A 21119-nucleotide genomic window follows, 5' to 3' on the forward strand; every position below is an offset into this window, starting at 1 on the left:
AGCAATAACTATGAAAAGTAAATTAATTATTATAGGAGTCGCTTTAATTAGCGCATTTTACTCATGTCACCCTGTGGCACATAATGAAAGAGCAGTTAAATATTTAAATGAACCTGCTGGAAAAACTCTTGGGGAGATAGATTCCATTATTGAAAATAGTGATGCCTATATGATCGCCAAGAAGACACCAAATAAAATTAACACTGCTATGGCCATGGATTTTATCCTTAATAAATCTGGAGTCCGAGAATATTTCGATTCTCTGAATGATTTGACTAAGCATTTGCTTTCAGAGTATATTGGAACACTGTATAGTATAAACGAAAAAGAGATTTCTGATCCTGAAAACAAAATTTCATACCAACTACTGGGGAGCAGATTACATGAGGCATTTGGCCACTTGGTGATTAGAGGAGTTTTGGGAAATGGGCAGCCTGGAAAGGATCTTAAAAGACTTACTAATTTGGTAATGAATATCACGATACCAATTGCCCAATGAAAAAATCTGTCGGAGTTTAATTTGGCCGTGAATTGTTAAATGAATGTATTCAAAATTAATTGATTATAAAAAGAATAAACAGATGTCAAACGAATTAGAAAAAGCCCTAACCATCAAAGCTGCAATTGATCATATAGATCATGGAGATTATCTTTTACCATCTATTCAACGTCGATTTGTTTGGAGTACTCGTCAAATCGAGTTTCTCTTCGATTCGATTATGCAAGGGTATCCAATAAACACTTTTATGTTTTGGTCAGTCACTGATCAGAATATAAAAAGTCAATTTCGGTTTTATGACTTCTTAAAGAAGTATGTGGAATATAGAGGAGGTAACAATGAAGAGAGAGCAACTATTGGCTATAAAGATTTTTATGCAATCATAGATGGACAGCAGAGATTGAATAGTTTGTACATGGGGCTAAAGGGAAGTTATGCATTTAAGCAGTATGTATATCGAAAAAAGAATTATCATGAAGACGAAAAGAACTACCCTTCAAGGAAGCTGTATTTGGATTTGTTGAATCCTCTGGATAATGATGAAGATAAGAAAGTTTACGATTTTAGATTTCTAATTCACAATAATGATCAAAGAGAAAATGAAAATAAAATAAAACAAGTAGAGGGTGCTACGGGTAATGATGTTGAAGTATTATGCCACTGGTTTGAAGTAGGTAAGATATTGGGATTTACGAAGCTAGCCGACGTTGTTAAATACCTTACAGATGAGAAACTTGATGTTTCGGGATTTCCCGGGGAGACTCTCATCAAATTGTATAGCTTGATAAATGACAAACCTCTGATTAATTATTATCTGGAGAAAGAACAGGATTTCGATAAAATATTATATGAGTTTATTAGAACCAATTCTGGTGGTACAAAGTTGTCATTTGCAGATCTGTTAATGTCGATAATTTCGGCATCTTGGGATCAGGAATATTCATCTAAAGGTGCCAGAGAAGAGATAGATAGTGTAATACGTGAGATCAGGGAATTTGGCTTTGAAGTTGATCAGGATTTTATTTTAAAAACTAGTTTGGTACTTGTTTCGGGCGATATAAGATTCGTATTAAATAATTTTGGTGCGAATACAATTAACAAGATAAAGATCAACTGGGGTAGAATAACAAATTGTATTAAATCAGCATTTGAGCTGGCAAAGTCACTATCATTTAATAATTATTCTTTGAGAGCTAAAAATGCAGTCATACCTGTAATTTATTATCTATACCTCAATAATCTGGAAAGCCAAATAAACAAGGAAAATAAACATAATGAAAACAAAGAGTTGATTAGAAAATATTTACATATTATTTTATTAAATAAATTATTTAGTGGAAGTACCGATGGGTTTCTATTGAGATTAAAAAAAATTATTACAGAGAATGTTAGTGGAGCATTCCCGCTTTCGTTTATTAAAGAAGGTTTTAAAGGATCGAATAAAAATTTTCATATTGATGATGAACGGATAAGTACTATTTTGAGAACTACATATGATAATATGGATAGTTTTTATGTGCTTTCATTGCTTTTCCCAAAGTTTAATTTTGAATTTAAAAACCCTAATATCGATCATCTCCATCCTATTCAAGCATTCGCTTCTTATAATTATGAAAATTGTACTGAATTAAATATTGATTATTGTAATGAATATAAAAATTCAGTTTTGAATTTAACAATTTTGTCTGAAGAACAAAATAAGTCGAAAAATAAGAGTGCGTTGAAAGGTTGGATTGAGCAACAGGAAAAGTTTAATGCTGGCATTAGGGAACAATTATTAATACCCCAAAATGTTGATTTATCCTTTAACCAATTCGGAAATTTTATACAACAGCGAGAAGTGTTATTGACAAATAGAATAAAGGAGATAGTGGAAGGTAATTAGTTATCAATAATTGTTATATTCTTTATCGACCTTTATATCTGTTTTTTATAAATGTAGTTGCAGTTCAAAAACTGGCTGCCCTCTGTATGAATTTATCCCAAGGTATACAGAGGACGGCCTAAGATTTTACATTTATAGTCCGGTTATTTACAATCCGCTGTTGTAATATTAGTATTAATTATTTTTTCGCGGATTCTGCATCGATCAACGGAAATTGGCTGATACGCAAACGTGCACACCCCATAGGTATCAGCGTAATTGTATCAGTAGGTTGAGCGCTGCGAACAGGGCTTGCAGGCAGCTCGCCACACAAACCATACTTATCAATTTTCCATTCAGGTATACTTCTGCCACTCACTTTCAATTGAATTGGCGCATCATTTATAGTAAATGGAAAGTTATTAGCCGGAAAGTTTTTCTTTTCTATTACAATTCCATCTAATGGGCTAATTGTATTTAAGTTAAGACCATAATTCCAGGTGGAAGAAGGGTGTATTTCAAAAGAAGGCCAGGCTTCTGCATTTACTCCCTTTTGCCATCTCGAATCGCCAATTGCAGTAGCATTACTTTCTTTTCGCAGGTAAGTTTCCGCTATTTTAAGAGAAAACGTCAATGGCCCATAGTTAATGCTTACACTGTTTTTATTCTCTTTCCAGGTTGTGATACCTATTTTCATAGGTAAATGGAGTATTACCTGATCCTGGTTGGCCCAGGTTCTTTCAATCCTGATATACTGTCCACCCTTAGACTTAATCGATTTTTGTACATGATTAATCTCCAGTTTCGCTTCTTCACACCAGGACGGAATACGTAGATATAGTGGAAATTTCGAGTTTTTCCTGGTTTTTATGGTGAAGATCAGTTGATCATCAAATGGATAGTTCGTTTGTTCGTCGATCTGTACTGTTTCTCCTGTTGCTACCTTTGCAGTTACTTCCGATGAGGCATATAATGTGGCCGCAATTCCATTATCAGGAGTTGCCATCCATAAATTTTCGCTAAAATATGGCCACCCTTGAGAATGATTATGCTGACAACAACGGGAGCTGAATGGGTTCATCATTAGAAATGGACCGGAGTTATTAATGCCCGGGCTATGATTTAAAGCATCACTCACCACCATATTGGGGCTGGTAATATAACGAAGCGAACGGAAGTCTGGCATTACTGCAGCAGGGTAGGAGTTGAAGGCAACATTTTCTGCCTGATCGCTCCAGCGGATATCTCCTGTGATTCTTAGCATTTCTTCATCGCTATTCATCTCTTCCACCATCCCACAGGTTTCGGTTCCCTGACGTGGATCAATAAAGCCAGGCCTTGCCACCTCATCGCTGCCGAATAAGCCTCCTGGAACCTGTCCAAAATAGTTGCGGATTATTTTATGAACATCATAACTTGCCTTCAAATCTTCCTTATTTCCGGATAATTGATAATATATGGCTGGTTCCCTGAATCCCTGGGCAATATTTACATTATGCCAATCAGGTAACAAATGCGTCCATGTTGGTCGTTCACTGCCCTCAATACCAGTTACGTGTTCATTATTCCGATTTGCCCAACTAGTAGAATTACGATGTATTTTTTTTGCCAGATCCAATAACCAGGTATCTCCGGTAATATTATAAAGCCATAATACACTATGTAGGTTGTCGCCTGTTCTCAGGCCCTGCCAGTAATGAAACTGCCTGATAAATTTATCTTCAGGATAGTTGAGCTGGTACCTGAAAAAATTCTTCATGAATTCAATTACACGTTTATCTGTCGAATACTCGTAGTACGATTGTAGGCAATACAACATGATCATTTTGGGCCAGAAATCTTCCGCCCCATTGCTATCTACTGTAGTAGGCCCAAAATTTCCATCGCTTCTCTGACTGTTCAATACACCTTCTAACCAAACGCGGGATTCATCAATTATTTCCTTGTCGCGTAAAATGTAACCAATATTAGCATAGCCTTTTAGCCAGTAGGGAACTTCTTCCCATCCAAATTCTCCTTTCCCTTCTTTAGATAACCAGGCATTATTCTCTTTTTGTAACCAGGCACTAATATGTCCTAATTGTCCGGTAAGTCCGCTTTTTTGCCGTTTAAGGTATTCTAAAAGCCATCCTTTTGGTTGAATAGCTGTTACAGGTAATTTGATTAGTGCTTCGGGCTGCAGAGGTTTTCGGTTACCCGGATAGAATCTATTATTGTCTTTTCGTGGTATATTGTCAATCACTGTAATATTTTCATCGGGCTTAGGCCGATCCATAGCTAAGAAAAGGCAGCCAAATGCCACTGATAAACACAGACCCGAGTTTTTAATCCAATTTTTGCGCATATTATTTTTATTTTATCCTGAGCTTGGGTTTTATCTGCTCAGCGATTTATTTCTATCGAAGGTTAATTATTGAGGTATTTTTTTTGCCGGAATATTTTTTAAAAGGGCATATTTGTTTCTATCGCAAATCATTTTTCCTGATTCCAGTTCCAGCTCGGCAACCTGCAAGGACGACCGGCGATATCTCCAGCGATTATTATCATTATCTTCTTCTTTTTCTCCCGGGTATACACGGCCTGGGTGAGTGAAATAGAATATGTATGCTTTGTTATTTACAATTTTTACATCTGCATGCCTGCCCTGATCAATGTCATCTGGTCTTATTCCTGGTGTGTTGAGTATAGTGTTATTGTATTCCCAGTGAGTAGCATCAACAGAACGAAAAACGTCAAGTCCGGTATAATCATCGTAGGTAGGATCAGTTATCATCCAATAGGCATTATTAAAGTAAAACACTACCGGACCTTCATGTCCTCTGTTTTTTACTTCGGCTGTATTATTAAAAGTCCAGTGACTAAGGTCTTTACTTGTGCCGGAGGATGTAACGCCTTGCTGATCTTTGTACCAAATTTTCCAACTGTGATCGGGTAACCGGAAAACAGATGCATCAATGCAGCCTCTTAACCCTATATCATTAAGCTTCTTCCAGGTTTTTAAATCCTTACTGGTATAATGAAATACCTGTGCTTCTCCGCCCCAATAATCATAAACGCCTTTGATATAGGTAACAATCATATGATAAAGCTGATCGTCGGGATTTTGAAATACCTGTGGGGCCCAAAATGAATTTAACCCGGTATCGGGTTGCGGTAGGTTTGCTGTGCCTTCATAGGTCCAGGTTTTGCCATAATCCGCGGATGCAGCGATGCCTATAGAGGTTCCGTAACAGTAGGCAACTCCCTTTAAATCTAAAGCAGCTCTACGAGCAGTATAGAATATTATCCATTTCTTTGTAGCGCTATGCCAGATGACTGTTGGATCAGCAGCTCCATCATATACAGGATCTCTGAACAAAGGAGCGGGAGCCTTGGCAATATCGAACTTTACATTTGTTTGCGAACCTTGTATTTGACCTGATACTCTAAGTTGAATCACAAGGAACAGTAGCAGCGCATAAACAATTTTTTTCTGCATAGTATTTACATTAGTAATTCTTATACCGAAAATCAGTTACTATTAAGTAGTATCACGATTTCCAATATATTCACTAGTTTTTGGAGAAAAGTTGAAGGACGGATATAACGTCATCGACTTTCTGTCAGCTGCTACAATCTGACAGAACAGTATTTAAAGGATCTGTTTTATAATGTTATTGCACCTCTAAGTTGCTACTATTTAGAAGTATGTGAATAGTATTTCCTGAATTAATCCGGCTAAAGATAGGAATTAAAATGATAAGTAGTTAGGAGAAACTATTGTTGAATCCTTGGTAATAGCGCAATAATTTTTGTAACTCTTTGTCTCGAGTGTTTGTGATTTCAGAATCATGTTGATGATTGTAAAATTTAAATCCACCTGAAATTGAATTCCACCATTATATGTTATGTATTACGTACCATTTGGGCAATCTGACAATGAGATTACATTAATTTGCCATAATTTTGCGGCCAATTCATAATAAATAGTGGCCTGCTCATTATGATCAGCCTGTTTATTTTTTAACACAATCTATAATGAGTAAAATAGCAGACTACAGAAAACTGTTGGGCGTAACCAAAGCTACAGATCTAAAAGAATTAAAGTCAACTTACCGAAACCTGATGAAGGAATGGCATCCCGATAAATTCGTGGGGCTGGAAGAGGAGAAGAAATTAGAAGCAGAAGCAAAGAGTAAAGCATTAATTGAGGCATATCATTTTCTGGTAAGCATCGCTCCGGAGACTATTGAAGCTGCGCTGCCTGAATATACAGCAACCATCACTGCCAGCATGATCCATGATTTTAGTTATAGTAAAACAACCCTGCAAATTCAGTTTCAGGATGGCAGTAGCTATGAATATCTGGATGTACCTAAGGCATTATATGTGAAATTAGTTAACTCTGATACACCAGGAAGATTCTGCCGCCGGCATATCTACCATGAGTTTGTGTATCGCAAAATCAGCAGAGCTGTAGAAGCATAGGATAGTAGTTTGAACAGAAGCGCTTGCTGGTTTTTTCTGTGTAAAGATTCTGTAATACAAATATTTATTTGAGAATAATACCAACATTAATTACAGGATTGTTATAAAAGGAGTTGATCACAGATAATTGACGCAAATTCCCCTGTGATTGTCGCATTGGCCCATCCCCAGGTTTGGTGATGGGCTTTACATTTGAAGAAAAAATTATGCGCAAGTTACAGATGAAGATGTCGATGTCGCTTGATGGTTTTGTTTCCGGCCCCGGTGGATCGCTCGATTGGATTTTCAAAACCGGTGATGAACAGTCGAAGGCTATGGCTTTGGAGCAGTGTAGTGCTGCCGGATTGATTATTATGGGTAGAAAGTCGTTTGAGGGTACGGCATCCTACTGGCCAACTTCTACCGATGCGTTTGCCAGACCTATGAACGAAATTCCCAAAGCTGTATTTACCAAAAATGGTTATAAGGGCTATGATCCGGGTCCTGATCCATCACCTGCTGCACTTTCCTGGGCCAATGCGAGGATTTTTGAAGGAGACCTGGTACAGGGAATCAATGAGCTTAAAGCGGAAGAAGGAAAGCCTATTTCAGCAATAGGAGGTGCAGAATTTATGAGGAGCCTGATTGCGGCCAGACTTATCGACGAATTCTACTTATTTATTCATCCGGTGGCATTAGGTAGTGGATTGAGAATTTTTGATGGGATTGAAGATCCTCTTTATCTGAATTTAGTAGATGTCAAAGTTTTTCCTAAAGGAACAACCCTACACATTTATAAATTATAAGGTTCTGTTTGATCGTGTGATATCCATTTTTTAAATAATATTATTTTCCTGAAAAACATAATCATTCTTAAGATCATTCATCTATTAAAACCTGCTTTGGTAGCAGGTTTTAATTTGTTTATTTGAAAACTCCCTGGTTATCATTTTCGTTATTATTCTTATTATAACCTGAACAATCACTGTTCATGAATTATTGATGTTCTCCTGTTTCTATTGGAATAACCTTATAGATATTATTATAGGTTGATAATAGATATCTCTGCTAACCTTCTCACCTAGATACTGTCTGGTCACCAAACCAAAATAGAAGCTGAAATTCCTTTCCTAATATCATCCTTCATCAACATAATAATAGGTTTCAGTAATAAATAATCAATCTATGATTCCATTTGTAAACTCCTAATTGATTGATATTCCTTGCCGGCCACGAACTTTTATAGGTTTTCAAAATAAAAATCAATGCAAACGATTGCATAATTCTAAAGTTTTACTATTTTGTTCCCTGAAGAACCTGAGTAGTGAACCCATTAACATCACTTGTATCCAAAATCTGACTTAAACCCAACTTTTAATCCTCAATCTAACGTTATGAAGAAACCCATTTCACGTTTCCTATGTCTGATAGCATGTCTGCTATTGTATCAATTTACCGGGGGGCAAACAAAGCCTATTACCATTGAGGGAAATGTACTCGATGCCCAAAAATCACCATTGGTAGGAGTTACCATTGCCATTAAAGGCAAAAATATTGGTACAGTCACCGATCTGAAAGGACATTACAGGTTGCAGGTAAACGATCCTGTCAACGCAGTATTGGTGTATACTTTTGTTGGTTTTGTTACACATGAAGAACCTGTCAATAGTCGTGCAATCGTTTCCATTATTTTGGAAGTCGATCGCAAAAAACTCGACGAAATTGTAGTCGTCGGATATGGCCAACAGCGGAAAACGGATGTAACCGGAGCCATTTCCAGTGTAAATGCAAAGTCGATCCAGGATGTACCTGTAACTAATCCGCAACAGGCCTTACAAGGCCGCGCACCTGGGGTAGAAGTTATAAATAACAGCTCTAAGCCCGGAGATGAGCCACAGGTAAGGATTCGTGGGTCACGCTCCCTCAATGCCGGAAACGATCCGCTCTATGTAGTTGACGGAATTCCTTATTCCGGTAGCCTGAACGATATCGGTACGGGTGTAATACAATCGATGGATATTTTGAAAGACGCCTCTGCTACAGCTATTTATGGCTCCAGAGGTGCAAATGGTGTCATCCTCGTTACCACACAAAGAGGTAAAACAGGAAAAGCAGTAGTCTCCTACAGTGGCTCCTATGGCATCGTACATCAACTCGGCGAAACCGATATGATGAACGCCGCACGCTTCACGGAAATGCGACGGGATGCTAACCGCACCATCGGAAAATACGATGATAATAACCCCGACGCTTCAGATCAGAAGATTTTCAACGCTACAGAATATGCCAATATCAAGAAAGGGGTGGATGTTGACTGGCAAAAACTCATGATTTCGCCTGGCTACCAAAACAACCATGGTATTAATGTTTCGGGTGGTACAGAAAATACCAGGTATAGCATGGGGCTGAGCTATTTTAAAGACCAGGGGGTGCTGAAACTACAAAGCTTTGAACGTTATAATTTTAATGTGGCACTGGATCAGCGTATAGGTAACAGGGTTAGAGTAGGCGCATCTATTCTGGGTTCATACAGTCTTCGCACTGGTGAAACCTACAATGGCATTGATAATGCCCTTAAAATGTTACCTATTGCAGCTCCATATGATGATAATGGTAAGCTGATTACCTACCCAACAGGCGATAACCAGCAACCCAACCCATTACTCGATTACGTAGATGGTAATCGCATCGAACTGATGAAACGTTTGCGTGTATTCACCAGCTTATACGGAGAAGTAGAAATTCTCAATGGATTAAAATATCGCCTCAACGTAGGGCCGGATATCCAATCCTACAATTATGGATTATTCCAGGGGAAAAATAATACGAACCTTCTGATCGGTGGTGGTGATGCCACTGCTACCAAAAATAACGCTTCAGTAGTTGCATATACCATCGAAAACCTCCTTACTTACAATAAACTGGTGAAGAAACATAATATCGGTGTAACTGGCTTATATAGTGTGCAACGACAAACTACCGATATGGGAGGTACCAACGTAAGAGGAATCCCGGTAGAATCCCAGCAATACTTTAATCTGGGGCAGGCACTGAATGTTACCGGTTTGAGCAGCAGTTTAAGTACCTGGACAATCCTCTCCTACATGGGGCGTCTGAACTATGGATACGACGACCGTTACTTGTTAACACTCACTTTACGTGCTGATGGCTCCTCCCGTTTTGCTCCCGGAGAAAAATGGGGCTATTTCCCTTCTGTGGCAGTAGGGTGGAACATCATGAACGAAGCACCATTTAAAAGAATACAAGTGATAGATAACCTGAAGCTACGTGCCAGCTATGGTCGTATAGGCAATACCGGTATCACTCCTTATGCTACGCAGGGTGCTCTGCAAAGGATTCCATATTCCTTCGGAAATAAAGGGGTTCTGGGCTATGTACCTTCCGACCTGCGTAATCCTACCCTTACCTGGGAAACTACTACATCAACAGATATAGGACTTGATTTTGGCTTTTTCAATGGCCGTATCAGTGGGGTAATTGAGTGGTATAATCAGCATACCACCGACCTGCTGATGCCACAGGCATTGCCTTATAGTAATGGCTTCAATCAGGTGTTAATGAACCTGGGAACCAGCCGGAACAGAGGGCTGGAGATAGGAGTTTCGGCTACTGTGATAGATAATCCTAAGGGCTTCTCCTGGAAAATGGATGTTAACTATTCACGTAACCGCTCAAGGATTTTGTCGCTGGGAGAAGGTGGAACTGCAGATATTGGAAATGCATGGTTTGTTGGTCAGCCTACTATTGTGTATTACGATTTTAAAAAGATAGGAATCTGGCAGGACAAAGACATTGCTTTAGCAGCCAAATATGGTGTAAAACCCGGAGAGATCAGATTGGAAGATGTAAACAAAGATACAGTGATAGACGCGAAGAACGACCGGCAGATTCTGGGAACTCCTGAAGCCAAATGGCAGGCGGGAACTACCCAGCGTTTTTCCTATAAAGGTTTTGAATTGTCTGTAGTGGCGTTTGCACGTTGGGGTAGTATGATCCGTAGCGATTTCTATTCTAACTACAACACATTGTTTGGCCGTTATAACAACCTGAATGTTGTTTATAATACCCCGGCTAATCCTTCTAACGATTTTCCGCGCCCGAATGCCAATCAGGAAAGGCCCAGTAATTTCCAATCACTCAGCTACTTTGATGGGTCATTCTTCAAAATTCGTAATGTAACGCTGGCCTACTCCTTACCTGAGAAGCTGATACGTGACTGGAAGATGCAGGAATTACGATTTACTGTAGGGGTAAAGCAGCCATTGATCTTAGCTCCTTATCGTCAGAAATGGAAAGGTATTGATCCGGAAGATGTAACTGTAATAGGGATCGATGCTCCTGCCACCTGGATGCTGCAATTCGGTATTAATGCGAAGTTTTAATCATTAAAATGAAAAACGTTATGAAATATATATTTCCTGTTATGCTGCTGCTGTTGATGGCTACTATCTCCTGTAATAAAATGCTGGATGAAAAGGTAGTAACCAATGCAACAGATGATTTTTATAATACAAAGGCTGGTTTCCTGACTGCAGTGAATGGTTCCTATGTGTCGATGCGCAACTTCTATAGTTCAGAAAGAGGAATGACACTAACTGAAACTGGTACCGATATCATAACCAACGGCTCGGATGGTAACTATAAGTTTACAAGTCAATATACCTCACAACTCGATTCACGTTATGATCATGTAAGAGAAGTCTGGAATAGTTTTTATCAGACATTGAATACCTGCAACGTTGTAATCAGCCGGGCAGATAAAATCAAAGATCTGGATGATGCTACTAAAAAGAAAGGAATTGCTGAGGCTAAGTTCTGTCGTGCGCACTATCATTTTACATTGATGGAGATGTTTGGAGCTATCCCTTTAAGTCTGAAAGAAAATACCGATATTTTACGGGAAGCGCATCGCGACTCGGTATCGGCAGTATTTACTGCTGTGATCAATGATTTGCTGGATGCTGAAAAGGATTTGCCGGCTTCCCAATCGGAATGGGGGCGAGCTACCAGGCCGGCAGCGGAACATCTATTGGCAAGAGTATATCTCACCCGGGCATCTTCGGCGGCCGCACAGGCAACCGACTACGAAAATGCAGCTAAATATGCCGATATGGTGATTAAAAACTATGGATTTAAATTATTGGACGATCCTGGATTAGTTTGGGCGCAGGGAAAGGAAAACAATAGCGAAACTATTTGGGCTGCACAGTTTACCACCGATCCGCTTTATAATTATCCGGATAATAATGCCTGTCGGTTTTTCCTGATGCAATACGATGTATTACCAGGTATGAAACGCGATTTGCCCAATGGCACTCCATGGAAGCGTTTCAGACCTACCAAGTTCCTGTTGGATACGCTGTACAAGGAGCGTGTACACGATACCCGCTATGAAAAATTCTTCACTTCTGTATGGTTTACCAACGCTCCAACTTCTACACTGAATCTTGGTGATACTTCCATTTATTTACCGGGATTTGACGTATCAGCGGCGGAAATTGCAAGCAAAAAATATATGCTGGTACCACCCAGATTATATACAGAAAAGCTCTACCCATCTCTGAACAAATTTGCAGATGCTCTACGACCAGATAACCAGGCTTCGGGAGTAAGGCCCTTTATCGCATTTCGGCTGGCGGAAACTTACCTGATTGAGGCTGAAGCGATGCTGATGCAGGGCGACCCACAAACTGCAGCCAATCTGGTGAACGTAGTGCGGTTAAGAGCAGCACGAGTTGGAACTACAGATACAGAAACTCAGACGCACCGCGACGCCATGAAAGTAGGGCCCGCCAACATGAGTATAGATTTTCTGCTCGATGAAAGAGGACGTGAACTGGTAGGAGAGCAGCTCCGCTGGTTTGATCTTGTCAGAACCCATAAACTCCTGGAAAGGGTGCGGCTACATAATGATGAAGCTCGTGCTAATATTAAATCCGCGCATGTATTGCGACCAATTCCACAGGATCAGATCGACAGAACAAAGAATGAGTTCCTGCAGAATCCGGGTTATTGATTGATATAGTAATAAAAAGAAGTGTATCAAATGGAGTTTAAAAGCCGTGAAAATTAACTAAACAAGTATTTTCCGTTCAAATACCCGAAATAGGGTAGAAATTACTTTGATACACTTCTTTTTATTTTGGATTTGTTTATTAAAGTGTGGATTTGGTCAAAATTGTAGGGCTAAAACATTTGTAATTTAAATAATTAAATATTTTAATGTATGTGACCTTTTCTAAGGTTTTACCTGGATATGATAGCCATAGGAAATTTGCCTTGCATTTTACCCAAAATAGCAATGGAACGCATCGTTTGTCTTGTCAATGAATATTGGACAAGGCATTTTTTTTCGTAAATTCGCTTAATGAAAAGAAAACAGGTAATTCATTTAGATTTTGAGATTGATAAACTTACAAATTCAATTCAAAATGTTATTACAGAAGACAGTTTTCCTACAGACGTCTTGCCGGTTACAAAGGAAGATTTAAAGGCAGTTTAAAAGAAGAACGGATGGCAATTCGATTGGAAAGATGAATTTAGGCAGCCTGCTCGTGAAGTATATAAGTTAACAATTGTAAACAATATTACAATAGTTCAAGGGTTGGTTAGTTTGGAGGTGAAAAGTGATCATATTTATATGCATTTGGTCGAAAGTGCCCCCTTCAACAAAGGAAAAGCTAAAGTGTACGCAGGTGTTCCTGGAAATCTCGTCGCATTCGTTTGTCGCGTATCTTTTCGAAGGGGCTTTGACGGTACTATTTCTTTTCTGTCAAAGACTCAGTTAATCGATCATTATATAGAAAGTTTAGGCGCTATTCATATTGGTGGCCAACGTATGATTATTGAAACGAAAGCAGCATTAAAGCTAATTGATAAATATTTCAAAAACTAAAAAGATGAAACAACGTAAAGCTGAATTGGATGTTGACTTTATTGGAGGGTTAGGACCTTTAACGAAAGAAGATGAAAAAGCAATAACAGATTTTATAAAAGCAAGAAAGCACACAAAAGAAAAAATTTCTTCCTCCTCTGTATCTAAAAAAGATCGTAAAATATCCAGATCAAAAACAAAAGCATAATTTCAGTGCTTTCTGCCAGCAAGGGTGGATTATTTACTATTTATAAATCTTATAGATTAAACATAACCAGGGCAGTACAACATTTAACAATAAACGCTCACCATATGTCCAAAACTGTTCTGGTACTCGGCGCCAATTCCGATGTGGCAAAAGAAGCTATCTTACTTTATCTCGAAAAAGGATATCATGTAATTGCAGCATCCCGCAGCACTTCAGAGATAGCATCATTTATGGACTCGAGAAATGCTCCTCCAAAACAGCTTACAATCTGCTACTTCGATGCCACTGCTTTTGAAGAACATGCAAATTTCTATAACGCATTACCCTACAAACCCCATATTGTTGTTTATGCTGCAGGATTCCAGGTAACAAATGAACAGGCATTGGTCGACTGGGAAGGTAGTTATCGCATGATGCAGGTACACTATGCAGGCGCAGTATCTATTATCAACCTAATAATAAAAGATAAAAACAATAATCATCTCGAACGGATCATAGGATTATCTTCTCTTTCCGGGGTACGTGGACGTAAAAGTAATTTTGTTTATGGCAGCACTAAAGCTGCATTCACACAGTATTTGGCTGGACTTAGACAATATTTGTTTGACAGAAAAGTAATTGTGAATGTAATCGTAGCTGGTTATATTCGTAGTAAGATGACAGCCGGACTAGAACTCCGGGAATCTTTAATTATGGAACCATCATTTATTGCACGAGCCATCATCAATGCAAGAAATGGATTCACAATTGTACCGGGAATAAAATGGAAACTTATTCATCAGATATTAAAGTATATGCCCGAAAAAATTGCAGCCAAATTACCATAGCATTAATTATAGGATCAGTATTACATATACCAGCAGTCCGGCTCCCAGCGCTGCTATTCCAACAGAAGTATAAGGAAATAGCTTTTTTGACCTCTGCTCCTTAATAAAAGCCTTCCTGATTTTTTCATGACCTGTAACACTATCGATGCTTGCCCGCGCCTGTTTGTTGTCTGTTGCATAGAAAAACATTAATGACTGATTTTCGGGTTGGTCTTCAGCCAGACGGAGAAAGTATTCAGGTTGTGAAACGACTAATGCATTGATCACATTTCCGTAATATTTGCTTTCGTTCGGATACACTACGGGTAGTTGAGCAATACTGTCTTTTAATGCCGTATAGTCTAGTTGCCTGATATTTTCAATAATATGATTGGTAACTCTGGTATATTTATCATGTACTGTAGAACTACTATCTTCAATCTCCTTTAACCGGTTATCTGTAAAGGTGCGGAACTGCCTATATTCCATTTCCTTTAATTCCGTGGGAATAGTTTCCCATGTGTAGTATGCCTCCCTGAAGTTAATGTGGTTTAATGGAAATGCATTGTTCAACCGCTCACTCATAGCAGAATAATGATTAAGGTAATAGGCCCTGTTTAGCTTGTTATAAGCAACTTTCGGTTCCGTAACGGAATCTAACCGGTGCTTTTGAATCTTTCCTAATAGATTGACCAGAAACAATTCATTATTTTCATGCATAATACGAAATCGTCTGCCAGTAAAGGAACCATCTGCTTGTTGCTGAAGAGTATCAGTGGTCATCAAAACTCCTTTTTTGACATCAATAGAACGGATGGTCGGATATACTTTTGCTTCGTTGTTTTCTATGTCTACATAATATAGTTGCGATTGATTTTTGCTTTGAAGAAGCCGATGATTTGAGTAATTCTGAGGGTATGCCGATAAGCCCGTAAATAAGGTCAAAATAGTGGTATAGAGAGGTTTCATTTAGTTATAATTTTGCTACAGTTGTTAATCGGTTTAAATTTAAATGAAAAATCCTGGTATTTTCATTTAAGCTATCTTTCACTTTTCGACTTAAAATTATCCTATGGTGTATAAACTCATGTTGGTAGTTGGAGTAATTTTTCTTGCTATTTCAATATATGAATTTAAACGAACAATAGATTTCCTTGGCAAAAGTACGCGTGCTATTGGTACTGTTACCTCATTGGAAGAAAATGATGGTGCTTATTCACCGATTTTTGAAATAGAAATTAAAAATGATAATCCTGTCACCTACTGCCTTCCCGCTGCAAGTAATCCTTCTGCCTGGGTAGTAGGAGAAAAAGCTACTTTTTTATACGATCCCCAACATCCGGATTCCCCCAGAATGATGAGCTATTTCTGGATTTTCAGTTGGTCGTTATTCTTTATAGCCATAGCTATTCCATTGATTATTTTCGGTTCTGGTTATTTTTTATTAAATCCAATGTTAAGATCAAATGACCTCAATACCTCCAGAGCAAACTAACTTAATTGACTTATTTACTAAACAAAGAAGATGACCATATATCTTATTTTTATTATCGTTGGTATATTACTGTTAGTAGGCGGAATTAATAGTTTGAATAATTTACGGGAATTTGTAAAAAGTAACGAGCAAGCTGTAGGAACCGTTATTGAGCTTGTAGAAACAAATGACGATGACGGAATTTTGTATTATCCTGTTTTCGAGATTCGTACCCGCAGAAATGAAATAATTACTTATAAACATTCTACTGCTTCTTCCAACCCAAAATGGACACTAGGAAAAACTACTACATTTATATTTAAATCAGATAATCCTGATAGCATAAGAATCCTCAACTTCTGGACAGTATTTTGGTGGCCACTCTGCCTGATGGCTGTAGCAGCAGATCTTTTAATTATTGGAATTTTCTATTTCCTGTTGCAGGGATACTTTAATGCTTAGTATATTTATTTAATTTTTACCTGGTATTGATGAAATTCTCCATTCGATTCTTTATATACAATTGTATAATCTGCCGGAAATAATAATAATGGTATTTTTTGATCAGCATTATCATATTGGAAAATATCAACTGCAATGGCCTTTTCTCGAAATTGTTCCAGTTCGTTAGTGTAATAAGCTGTTACCAGAATCGGAGATTTTTTAAGTATTGTTTTAGGTAAATAGTAGGTTTTCCTTTTCTCCGGATCTTTGAACAGGTAGCTTGGCCTACCTAGCGAATCATATACCATTTCGTTGATTATATTAAAATCTACATCCGGTGGAAAGCTTGAAGGAATATGGTATGTTTTACCTGTAGCCTTATTCATGGCAATTAATGGCATTCGGGCTTTCAGGGTATCACTAGTACCGGCATTTATAAAATTGGCAGTGTTATTAAGATCCGTTTGGTCGAAAGTTATAATAGAATCGTGTAACATTTTATTCAGTTGACCCTGCATCATCGTCTCGTCCTTACTGATATGTTTTACACCTACCATCATCACAACTTTTGCATTAGGATGTTGTCGAATCACAGAATACGCATTTAATGCCTGCTGATTTTCTCTTTCCCCTGAAAATATATATTCTTTCAACCCGTTCTGATCATAAATTTTAGACATTGAATCTGGTGGATTGTATGCTATATATTTCATCGATCCATACTTATCGAGTTTTATACTGTCATCCCAGGTTGTGGTGGTGTGCGCCTCATATGCATAAACAGAGTAACCCAATCGTTTTGCATAACGTAGCAGCTGAGCGTAATTTGGTTCGTTGATGTATTTCCCGTCAGTACTCACCGGGCAGGGATTTTTAGATAATTCATTGAAATATTTTAATCCTTCTACCATAAGGATACTATAGCCCTTCTGGCGTAGTGGGGCCAGCATACGTTTAACAAACAGTCTGTGTTCAGGGCGCATGTGTTCTTCATTAAACATAGTTACCCTGTATTTATCAGCGTTTTCAAGAATAATTTTATCAGCTTCTTTAAAATCCCATTCAGAAAAATAGAGATCTTTCACTGATCTGAATGTTCGTCCTAATGAATCATAATGTCTTGCGTCCTGATAATAACCCGACGTACAAAGACTATTGGCAACCATAGAATTGTATACACCAGTATCGCGATGTCTGAATTCCAGCGCATTGATGATAGATGCTTTGAAGTCATAATTCGGATTACCTTTAGGAGGGCCGGTTAACAGGCATACAAAACATAGAATAAGAAACGTGGATAAAATTTTCATGAGGTTTATTTAGATAGATAACATTACTTTGGTTGAAACATCTTTTGTTAGGTGATTAAAACGAAATTCATTTACGGTTATTATTCCTGAGAAAACAAACAATTACAACATTTAGAAGTAGATAAGTTAGACTTTGATATTTGTAATCGATTGATTTTTGTCCAAGTTGTTTGAACTACAATATTATATGTCTGGTTCCATGATTTTATTGAATAATAGACAACCTTAATTACTCTAAATAATAATTTTGGAGACATTCTGGGGAAATTGTTAACCTAGTATGATGAATTCTTTATGTTTACGTGAAATCCATTGCCCCTTCTAGCTTCTGAGCTAATTACTCATCACATTTGCAGAGCTAAAATTTACTTATGGCCACTGCAAAAAAATTTACCAAACTAATTTTTTCAGCAATTCTTGCAACTGTTACAATGGAGGCCTACTCGCAAACGATTAAAGGTCGGGTAACAGATGCCGCAACAGGTGAACCGCTGGTAGGCGCCACCGTTGTACTGAAAGGAATTTCCGGCAAAGCAGTTGTAAAACTGGACGGATCTTTCCATTTTAAAAACCTGAAACCTGGTGACTATGAACTCATGGCCACTTATATAGGTTATTCAATAGCCAAGGCTGGTCCAATTCACATTAAATCAGATAATGATATTGAAGTCGTCGATATTCAGGCTAAACCATTGTATAGCGATTTATCTGCCATTACCGTAGTAGGTAGCAAAAACGAAGAATCAGGTACCAGGCACCTCGAGCAAAATGCTAATCAGGTTGTTAATATCCTTTCTTCCAAAACATTACAGCTATTACCAGATATCACAGTTGCCAATGCGCTGCAAAGAGTCAGTGGTGTAACTATAGAAAAAGGTAGCTCTGGGGAAGGCCGTTACCCAATCATCCGGGGTATGGACAAACGCTATATCAATACCTTAGTGAATAATATTAAGATCCCAAGCCCCGACAATAAAAGTCGCTTCATCCCATTAGATTTGTTCCCATCAGAATTACTTGAAAGACTGGAAGTAAGTAAAAGTCTTACTCCTTCCATGGAAGGCGATGCCATTGGCGGTACCATTAACCTGGTGATGAAAGATGCCCCTGCCTCCAAATTATTACAGGTAAATTTCTCCGGAGGGTATAATAATATCTTCGGTGAACAACCTTTTCAATCCTTTTCTACCAGTACCATGAACAAAAGATCTCCCAATCAGATCAATGGTGCTACCTATGCAGCGAAGGACTCGGAGTTCCCGCTCGGACATATGAACTATAATTCTAAATCCACACCAATCAATACCACAGCCGGACTTACCATTGGTAACCGCTTTGGTAAGAACAAAGAACTGGGCGTGATTTTATCTGGTAGCTATCAAAACCAATATAGAGGAACAGCTACTTCCGTATTTAGTACGGCCACCACTCCAAACGTAGATAATATCCCTTCCTTTGAATATCTCAGAGAAAGAAAATATTCTACTCAAACCCAACGTATTGGGGTTAGTGGAAAGGTTGATTACCGCTTCAATCAACGGAATAAAATCTCCCTCTTCTCAACATATGTGAATCTGGACGATCGGCAGGTCAGAGAGTCGTACGACACTACCAATGCCATAAACCAAACCCTTTCTTATTCCAGCAGAACCACCTGGCAGTATCAGTCTATCTATAATGCTACGCTGCAAGGTGAACACCAGTTAAACAACACCAGCAAGTTCGATTGGTCTGCTGCCTACTCCATTGCAAAGAATAGTATTCCTGACCAAACGTCCTTCTCTCATGGGGGCTTAAGCGTTGATAGAACAGGAAGTACGGTGAAACTGAATGGAGATGATATCTTAAGTTCTATGAATCGCAGCTGGATGCAAAACAGCGACAGGGATCTGTCTTTTTATGCCAACTATACCAAAGAAACAAAATTATTGAACAGGTTTTTTGAGCTCAAAGGTGGTGTATTATACCGTCATAAAAACCGTGATAACTTTTATAACTACTATACCCTAAATCCACTGCGTATTAATGGTAATAACCAGTTATTTACCAGCGTAGATGCCGCGAAGTTTACCTTCATCGGATCTGATGCTACCGCCCAGTTAAACGGTAACAACTATACGTTCAACGAAGATATCTCTGCTGCATACTTACAGGGTAAATGGCAACTGACGAATCAACTCGAAGCATTGGGCGGACTGAGAGTAGAACATACCTATCAGCAATACAATACGCAATTACCGGCAACGGCAGATTATAAAGATGGAAAGATTACTTACACCGATCTGTTGCCTAGCTTGCAATTGAAATATCAACTGCTCCGCAAGCAAACATTACGCTTGTCTTATTACAAAGCGATCGCAAGACCACAGTTCTCCGAACTGATTCCTGATGGGCCGGATAACTATGAGCTGTTTAAGGAAAGAGGTAATCCTGAAGGATTACAGCACTCAACTGCCAATAATTTTGATTTCAGATATGAACTGTTCCCTGGTAAGGCAGATCAGTTGTTACTGGGTGTTTTCTATAAAAGAATTGATGACCCGATCGAATTGTCTGTAAGGAAGTTTGGCTACAATACCCAGGTATTTAAACCGGTTAATATTGGTACTGCCGCTACCAACTATGGTTTTGAAGCAGTATTTATCAAATACATTGGTTCCTTCGGTATCTCTGCCAATTATACCTATACCCATTCCCGTATTACCAACGACAGTATGTTGTATAAATACCGTGATCCGCAATTGGGTATTACCGATAAATATATCTCTGAAACAAGACCAATGCAAGGGCAGGCAAACCATATCGGTAATCTCTCCCTGTTATACAAAAACACTAAAACAGGTACCGATCTCCAGGTAGCAGTGGTTTATACCGGTGAAAGACTCGCCATTCTGAATACCTATGCCGGATTGCACTACTGGCTGCAACCAACTACCCAGCTAGATCTTTCCTTCGAACAACGTATTTACAAGAAGTTCACCTTCTACGGAAAGATCAATAACCTGACAAATACTCCTAATGTTACCGCTATGCATCTGGCTTACAACAGCTATCTGGAAAAAACCAGCGTTCCGTTGAGCCAGCAGTCTACGCCTAATGACAAGATTGTGGTACAAAAAGACTATTACAAAACTTCCTTCTTATTTGGGTTCAGATACAAACTTTAAAAAAAG

16 protein-coding genes are annotated in these 21119 nt (G+C 38.5%); 12 read left to right on the forward strand and 4 right to left on the reverse strand.

The window, feature by feature from the left end; translation table 11 throughout:
* Positions 1 to 10: 10 nt before the first annotated feature.
* Together DVR12_RS14470 and DVR12_RS14475 are read left to right on the forward strand one after the other, a co-directional pair.
* Positions 11 to 499 (forward strand): hypothetical protein, encoded by a 489-nt coding sequence (locus tag DVR12_RS14470; RefSeq protein ID WP_116976478.1) that lies wholly within the window; start codon positions 11 to 13, stop codon positions 497 to 499.
* Positions 500 to 581: 82 nt separating this feature from the next.
* Positions 582 to 2384 (forward strand): DUF262 domain-containing protein, encoded by a 1803-nt coding sequence (locus tag DVR12_RS14475; RefSeq protein ID WP_158563276.1) that lies wholly within the window; start codon positions 582 to 584, stop codon positions 2382 to 2384.
* Positions 2385 to 2562: 178 nt separating this feature from the next.
* On the opposite strand, the gene DVR12_RS14480 is transcribed toward DVR12_RS14475, so the two are convergent.
* Positions 2563 to 4707, reverse strand: a complete 2145-nt coding sequence (locus DVR12_RS14480) for a beta-L-arabinofuranosidase domain-containing protein (RefSeq protein ID WP_199417113.1) — start codon at positions 4705 to 4707, stop codon at positions 2563 to 2565.
* Between the two features lie 66 nt (positions 4708 to 4773).
* Complete coding sequence (locus DVR12_RS14485; protein WP_116976482.1) at positions 4774 to 5841, reverse strand: glycoside hydrolase family protein; 1068 nt, start codon at positions 5839 to 5841, stop codon at positions 4774 to 4776.
* Between the two features lie 539 nt (positions 5842 to 6380).
* Between DVR12_RS14485 and DVR12_RS14490 the strand changes: the two genes are divergently transcribed.
* The 7 genes from DVR12_RS14490 to DVR12_RS14520 all read left to right on the forward strand — a co-directional run bounded on the left by DVR12_RS14490 (position 6381) and on the right by DVR12_RS14520 (position 14739).
* Positions 6381 to 6830 carry a KTSC domain-containing protein gene (locus DVR12_RS14490; protein ID WP_116976484.1) on the forward strand — a complete coding sequence of 150 codons (450 nt, stop codon included), beginning with the start codon at positions 6381 to 6383 and terminating at the stop codon, positions 6828 to 6830.
* Positions 6831 to 7036: 206 nt separating this feature from the next.
* Positions 7037 to 7615 carry a dihydrofolate reductase family protein gene (locus DVR12_RS14495; RefSeq protein WP_116976485.1) on the forward strand — a complete coding sequence of 193 codons (579 nt, stop codon included), beginning with the start codon at positions 7037 to 7039 and terminating at the stop codon, positions 7613 to 7615.
* 588 nt (positions 7616 to 8203) lie between these two features.
* Complete coding sequence (locus DVR12_RS14500) at positions 8204 to 11212, forward strand: SusC/RagA family TonB-linked outer membrane protein (RefSeq protein ID WP_116976487.1); 3009 nt, start codon at positions 8204 to 8206, stop codon at positions 11210 to 11212.
* Positions 11213 to 11232: 20 nt separating this feature from the next.
* Positions 11233 to 12846, forward strand: a complete 1614-nt coding sequence (locus tag DVR12_RS14505) for a RagB/SusD family nutrient uptake outer membrane protein (RefSeq protein ID WP_158563277.1) — start codon at positions 11233 to 11235, stop codon at positions 12844 to 12846.
* Positions 12847 to 13470: 624 nt separating this feature from the next.
* Entirely contained in the window at positions 13471 to 13725 is a 255-nt protein-coding gene (locus DVR12_RS27795; RefSeq protein WP_199417114.1) for a hypothetical protein, read from the forward strand.
* Positions 13726 to 13729: 4 nt separating this feature from the next.
* Positions 13730 to 13912, forward strand: a complete 183-nt coding sequence (locus DVR12_RS14515) for a hypothetical protein (protein ID WP_116976490.1) — start codon at positions 13730 to 13732, stop codon at positions 13910 to 13912.
* 104 nt (positions 13913 to 14016) lie between these two features.
* On the forward strand, positions 14017 to 14739 hold the full coding sequence (locus tag DVR12_RS14520) for an SDR family NAD(P)-dependent oxidoreductase (RefSeq protein ID WP_116976712.1): 723 nt from the start codon (positions 14017 to 14019) through the stop codon (positions 14737 to 14739).
* 6 nt (positions 14740 to 14745) lie between these two features.
* Here DVR12_RS14520 and DVR12_RS14525 read toward each other — a convergent pair whose 3' ends face one another.
* Positions 14746 to 15687 carry a hypothetical protein gene (locus DVR12_RS14525; protein ID WP_116976491.1) on the reverse strand — a complete coding sequence of 314 codons (942 nt, stop codon included), beginning with the start codon at positions 15685 to 15687 and terminating at the stop codon, positions 14746 to 14748.
* A gap of 103 nt (positions 15688 to 15790) precedes the next feature.
* On the opposite strand from DVR12_RS14525, the gene DVR12_RS14530 reads away from it, so the two are divergent.
* Positions 15791 to 16213: a DUF3592 domain-containing protein gene (locus DVR12_RS14530; RefSeq protein WP_116976493.1), complete on the forward strand. Its 423-nt coding sequence runs from the start codon at positions 15791 to 15793 to the stop codon at positions 16211 to 16213.
* A gap of 30 nt (positions 16214 to 16243) precedes the next feature.
* A complete protein-coding gene (locus tag DVR12_RS14535) occupies positions 16244 to 16654 on the forward strand; it encodes a DUF3592 domain-containing protein (RefSeq protein WP_116976495.1) in 411 nt (136 codons plus the stop codon).
* 5 nt (positions 16655 to 16659) lie between these two features.
* Here the strand turns inward: DVR12_RS14535 and DVR12_RS14540 are convergent, their stop codons facing one another.
* Positions 16660 to 17946, reverse strand: a complete 1287-nt coding sequence (locus DVR12_RS14540; RefSeq protein ID WP_116976497.1) for a hypothetical protein — start codon at positions 17944 to 17946, stop codon at positions 16660 to 16662.
* 371 nt (positions 17947 to 18317) lie between these two features.
* On the opposite strand from DVR12_RS14540, the gene DVR12_RS14545 reads away from it, so the two are divergent.
* Positions 18318 to 21113: a TonB-dependent receptor gene (locus tag DVR12_RS14545; protein ID WP_116976499.1), complete on the forward strand. Its 2796-nt coding sequence runs from the start codon at positions 18318 to 18320 to the stop codon at positions 21111 to 21113.
* Positions 21114 to 21119 lie beyond the last annotated feature (6 nt).

The sequence above is a fragment of the Chitinophaga silvatica genome (genome assembly GCF_003419895.1).
Classification (GTDB): domain Bacteria; phylum Bacteroidota; class Bacteroidia; order Chitinophagales; family Chitinophagaceae; genus Chitinophaga; species Chitinophaga silvatica.

Bases quoted from the DNA above. Each gene is read 5' to 3' on its own strand.
- DVR12_RS14500 (WP_116976487.1), top strand. From the start codon at position 8,204: ATGAAGAAACCCATTTCACGTTTCCTATGTCTGATAGCATGTCTGCTA.
- DVR12_RS14505 (WP_158563277.1), top strand. From the start codon at position 11,233: ATGAAATATATATTTCCTGTTATGCTGCTGCTGTTGATGGCTACTATC.
- DVR12_RS27795 (WP_199417114.1), top strand. From the start codon at position 13,471: ATGCATTTGGTCGAAAGTGCCCCCTTCAACAAAGGAAAAGCTAAAGTG.
- DVR12_RS14530 (WP_116976493.1), top strand. From the start codon at position 15,791: ATGGTGTATAAACTCATGTTGGTAGTTGGAGTAATTTTTCTTGCTATT.
- DVR12_RS14490 (WP_116976484.1), top strand. From the start codon at position 6,381: ATGAGTAAAATAGCAGACTACAGAAAACTGTTGGGCGTAACCAAAGCT.
- DVR12_RS14475 (WP_158563276.1), top strand. From the start codon at position 582: ATGTCAAACGAATTAGAAAAAGCCCTAACCATCAAAGCTGCAATTGAT.
- DVR12_RS14535 (WP_116976495.1), top strand. From the start codon at position 16,244: ATGACCATATATCTTATTTTTATTATCGTTGGTATATTACTGTTAGTA.
- DVR12_RS14485 (WP_116976482.1), bottom strand. From the start codon at position 5,841: ATGCAGAAAAAAATTGTTTATGCGCTGCTACTGTTCCTTGTGATTCAA.
- DVR12_RS14495 (WP_116976485.1), top strand. From the start codon at position 7,037: ATGCGCAAGTTACAGATGAAGATGTCGATGTCGCTTGATGGTTTTGTT.
- DVR12_RS14480 (WP_199417113.1), bottom strand. From the start codon at position 4,707: ATGCGCAAAAATTGGATTAAAAACTCGGGTCTGTGTTTATCAGTGGCA.
- DVR12_RS14540 (WP_116976497.1), bottom strand. From the start codon at position 17,946: ATGAAAATTTTATCCACGTTTCTTATTCTATGTTTTGTATGCCTGTTA.
- DVR12_RS14470 (WP_116976478.1), top strand. From the start codon at position 11: ATGAAAAGTAAATTAATTATTATAGGAGTCGCTTTAATTAGCGCATTT.
- DVR12_RS14525 (WP_116976491.1), bottom strand. From the start codon at position 15,687: ATGAAACCTCTCTATACCACTATTTTGACCTTATTTACGGGCTTATCG.
- DVR12_RS14545 (WP_116976499.1), top strand. From the start codon at position 18,318: ATGGCCACTGCAAAAAAATTTACCAAACTAATTTTTTCAGCAATTCTT.
- DVR12_RS14520 (WP_116976712.1), top strand. From the start codon at position 14,017: ATGTCCAAAACTGTTCTGGTACTCGGCGCCAATTCCGATGTGGCAAAA.
- DVR12_RS14515 (WP_116976490.1), top strand. From the start codon at position 13,730: ATGAAACAACGTAAAGCTGAATTGGATGTTGACTTTATTGGAGGGTTA.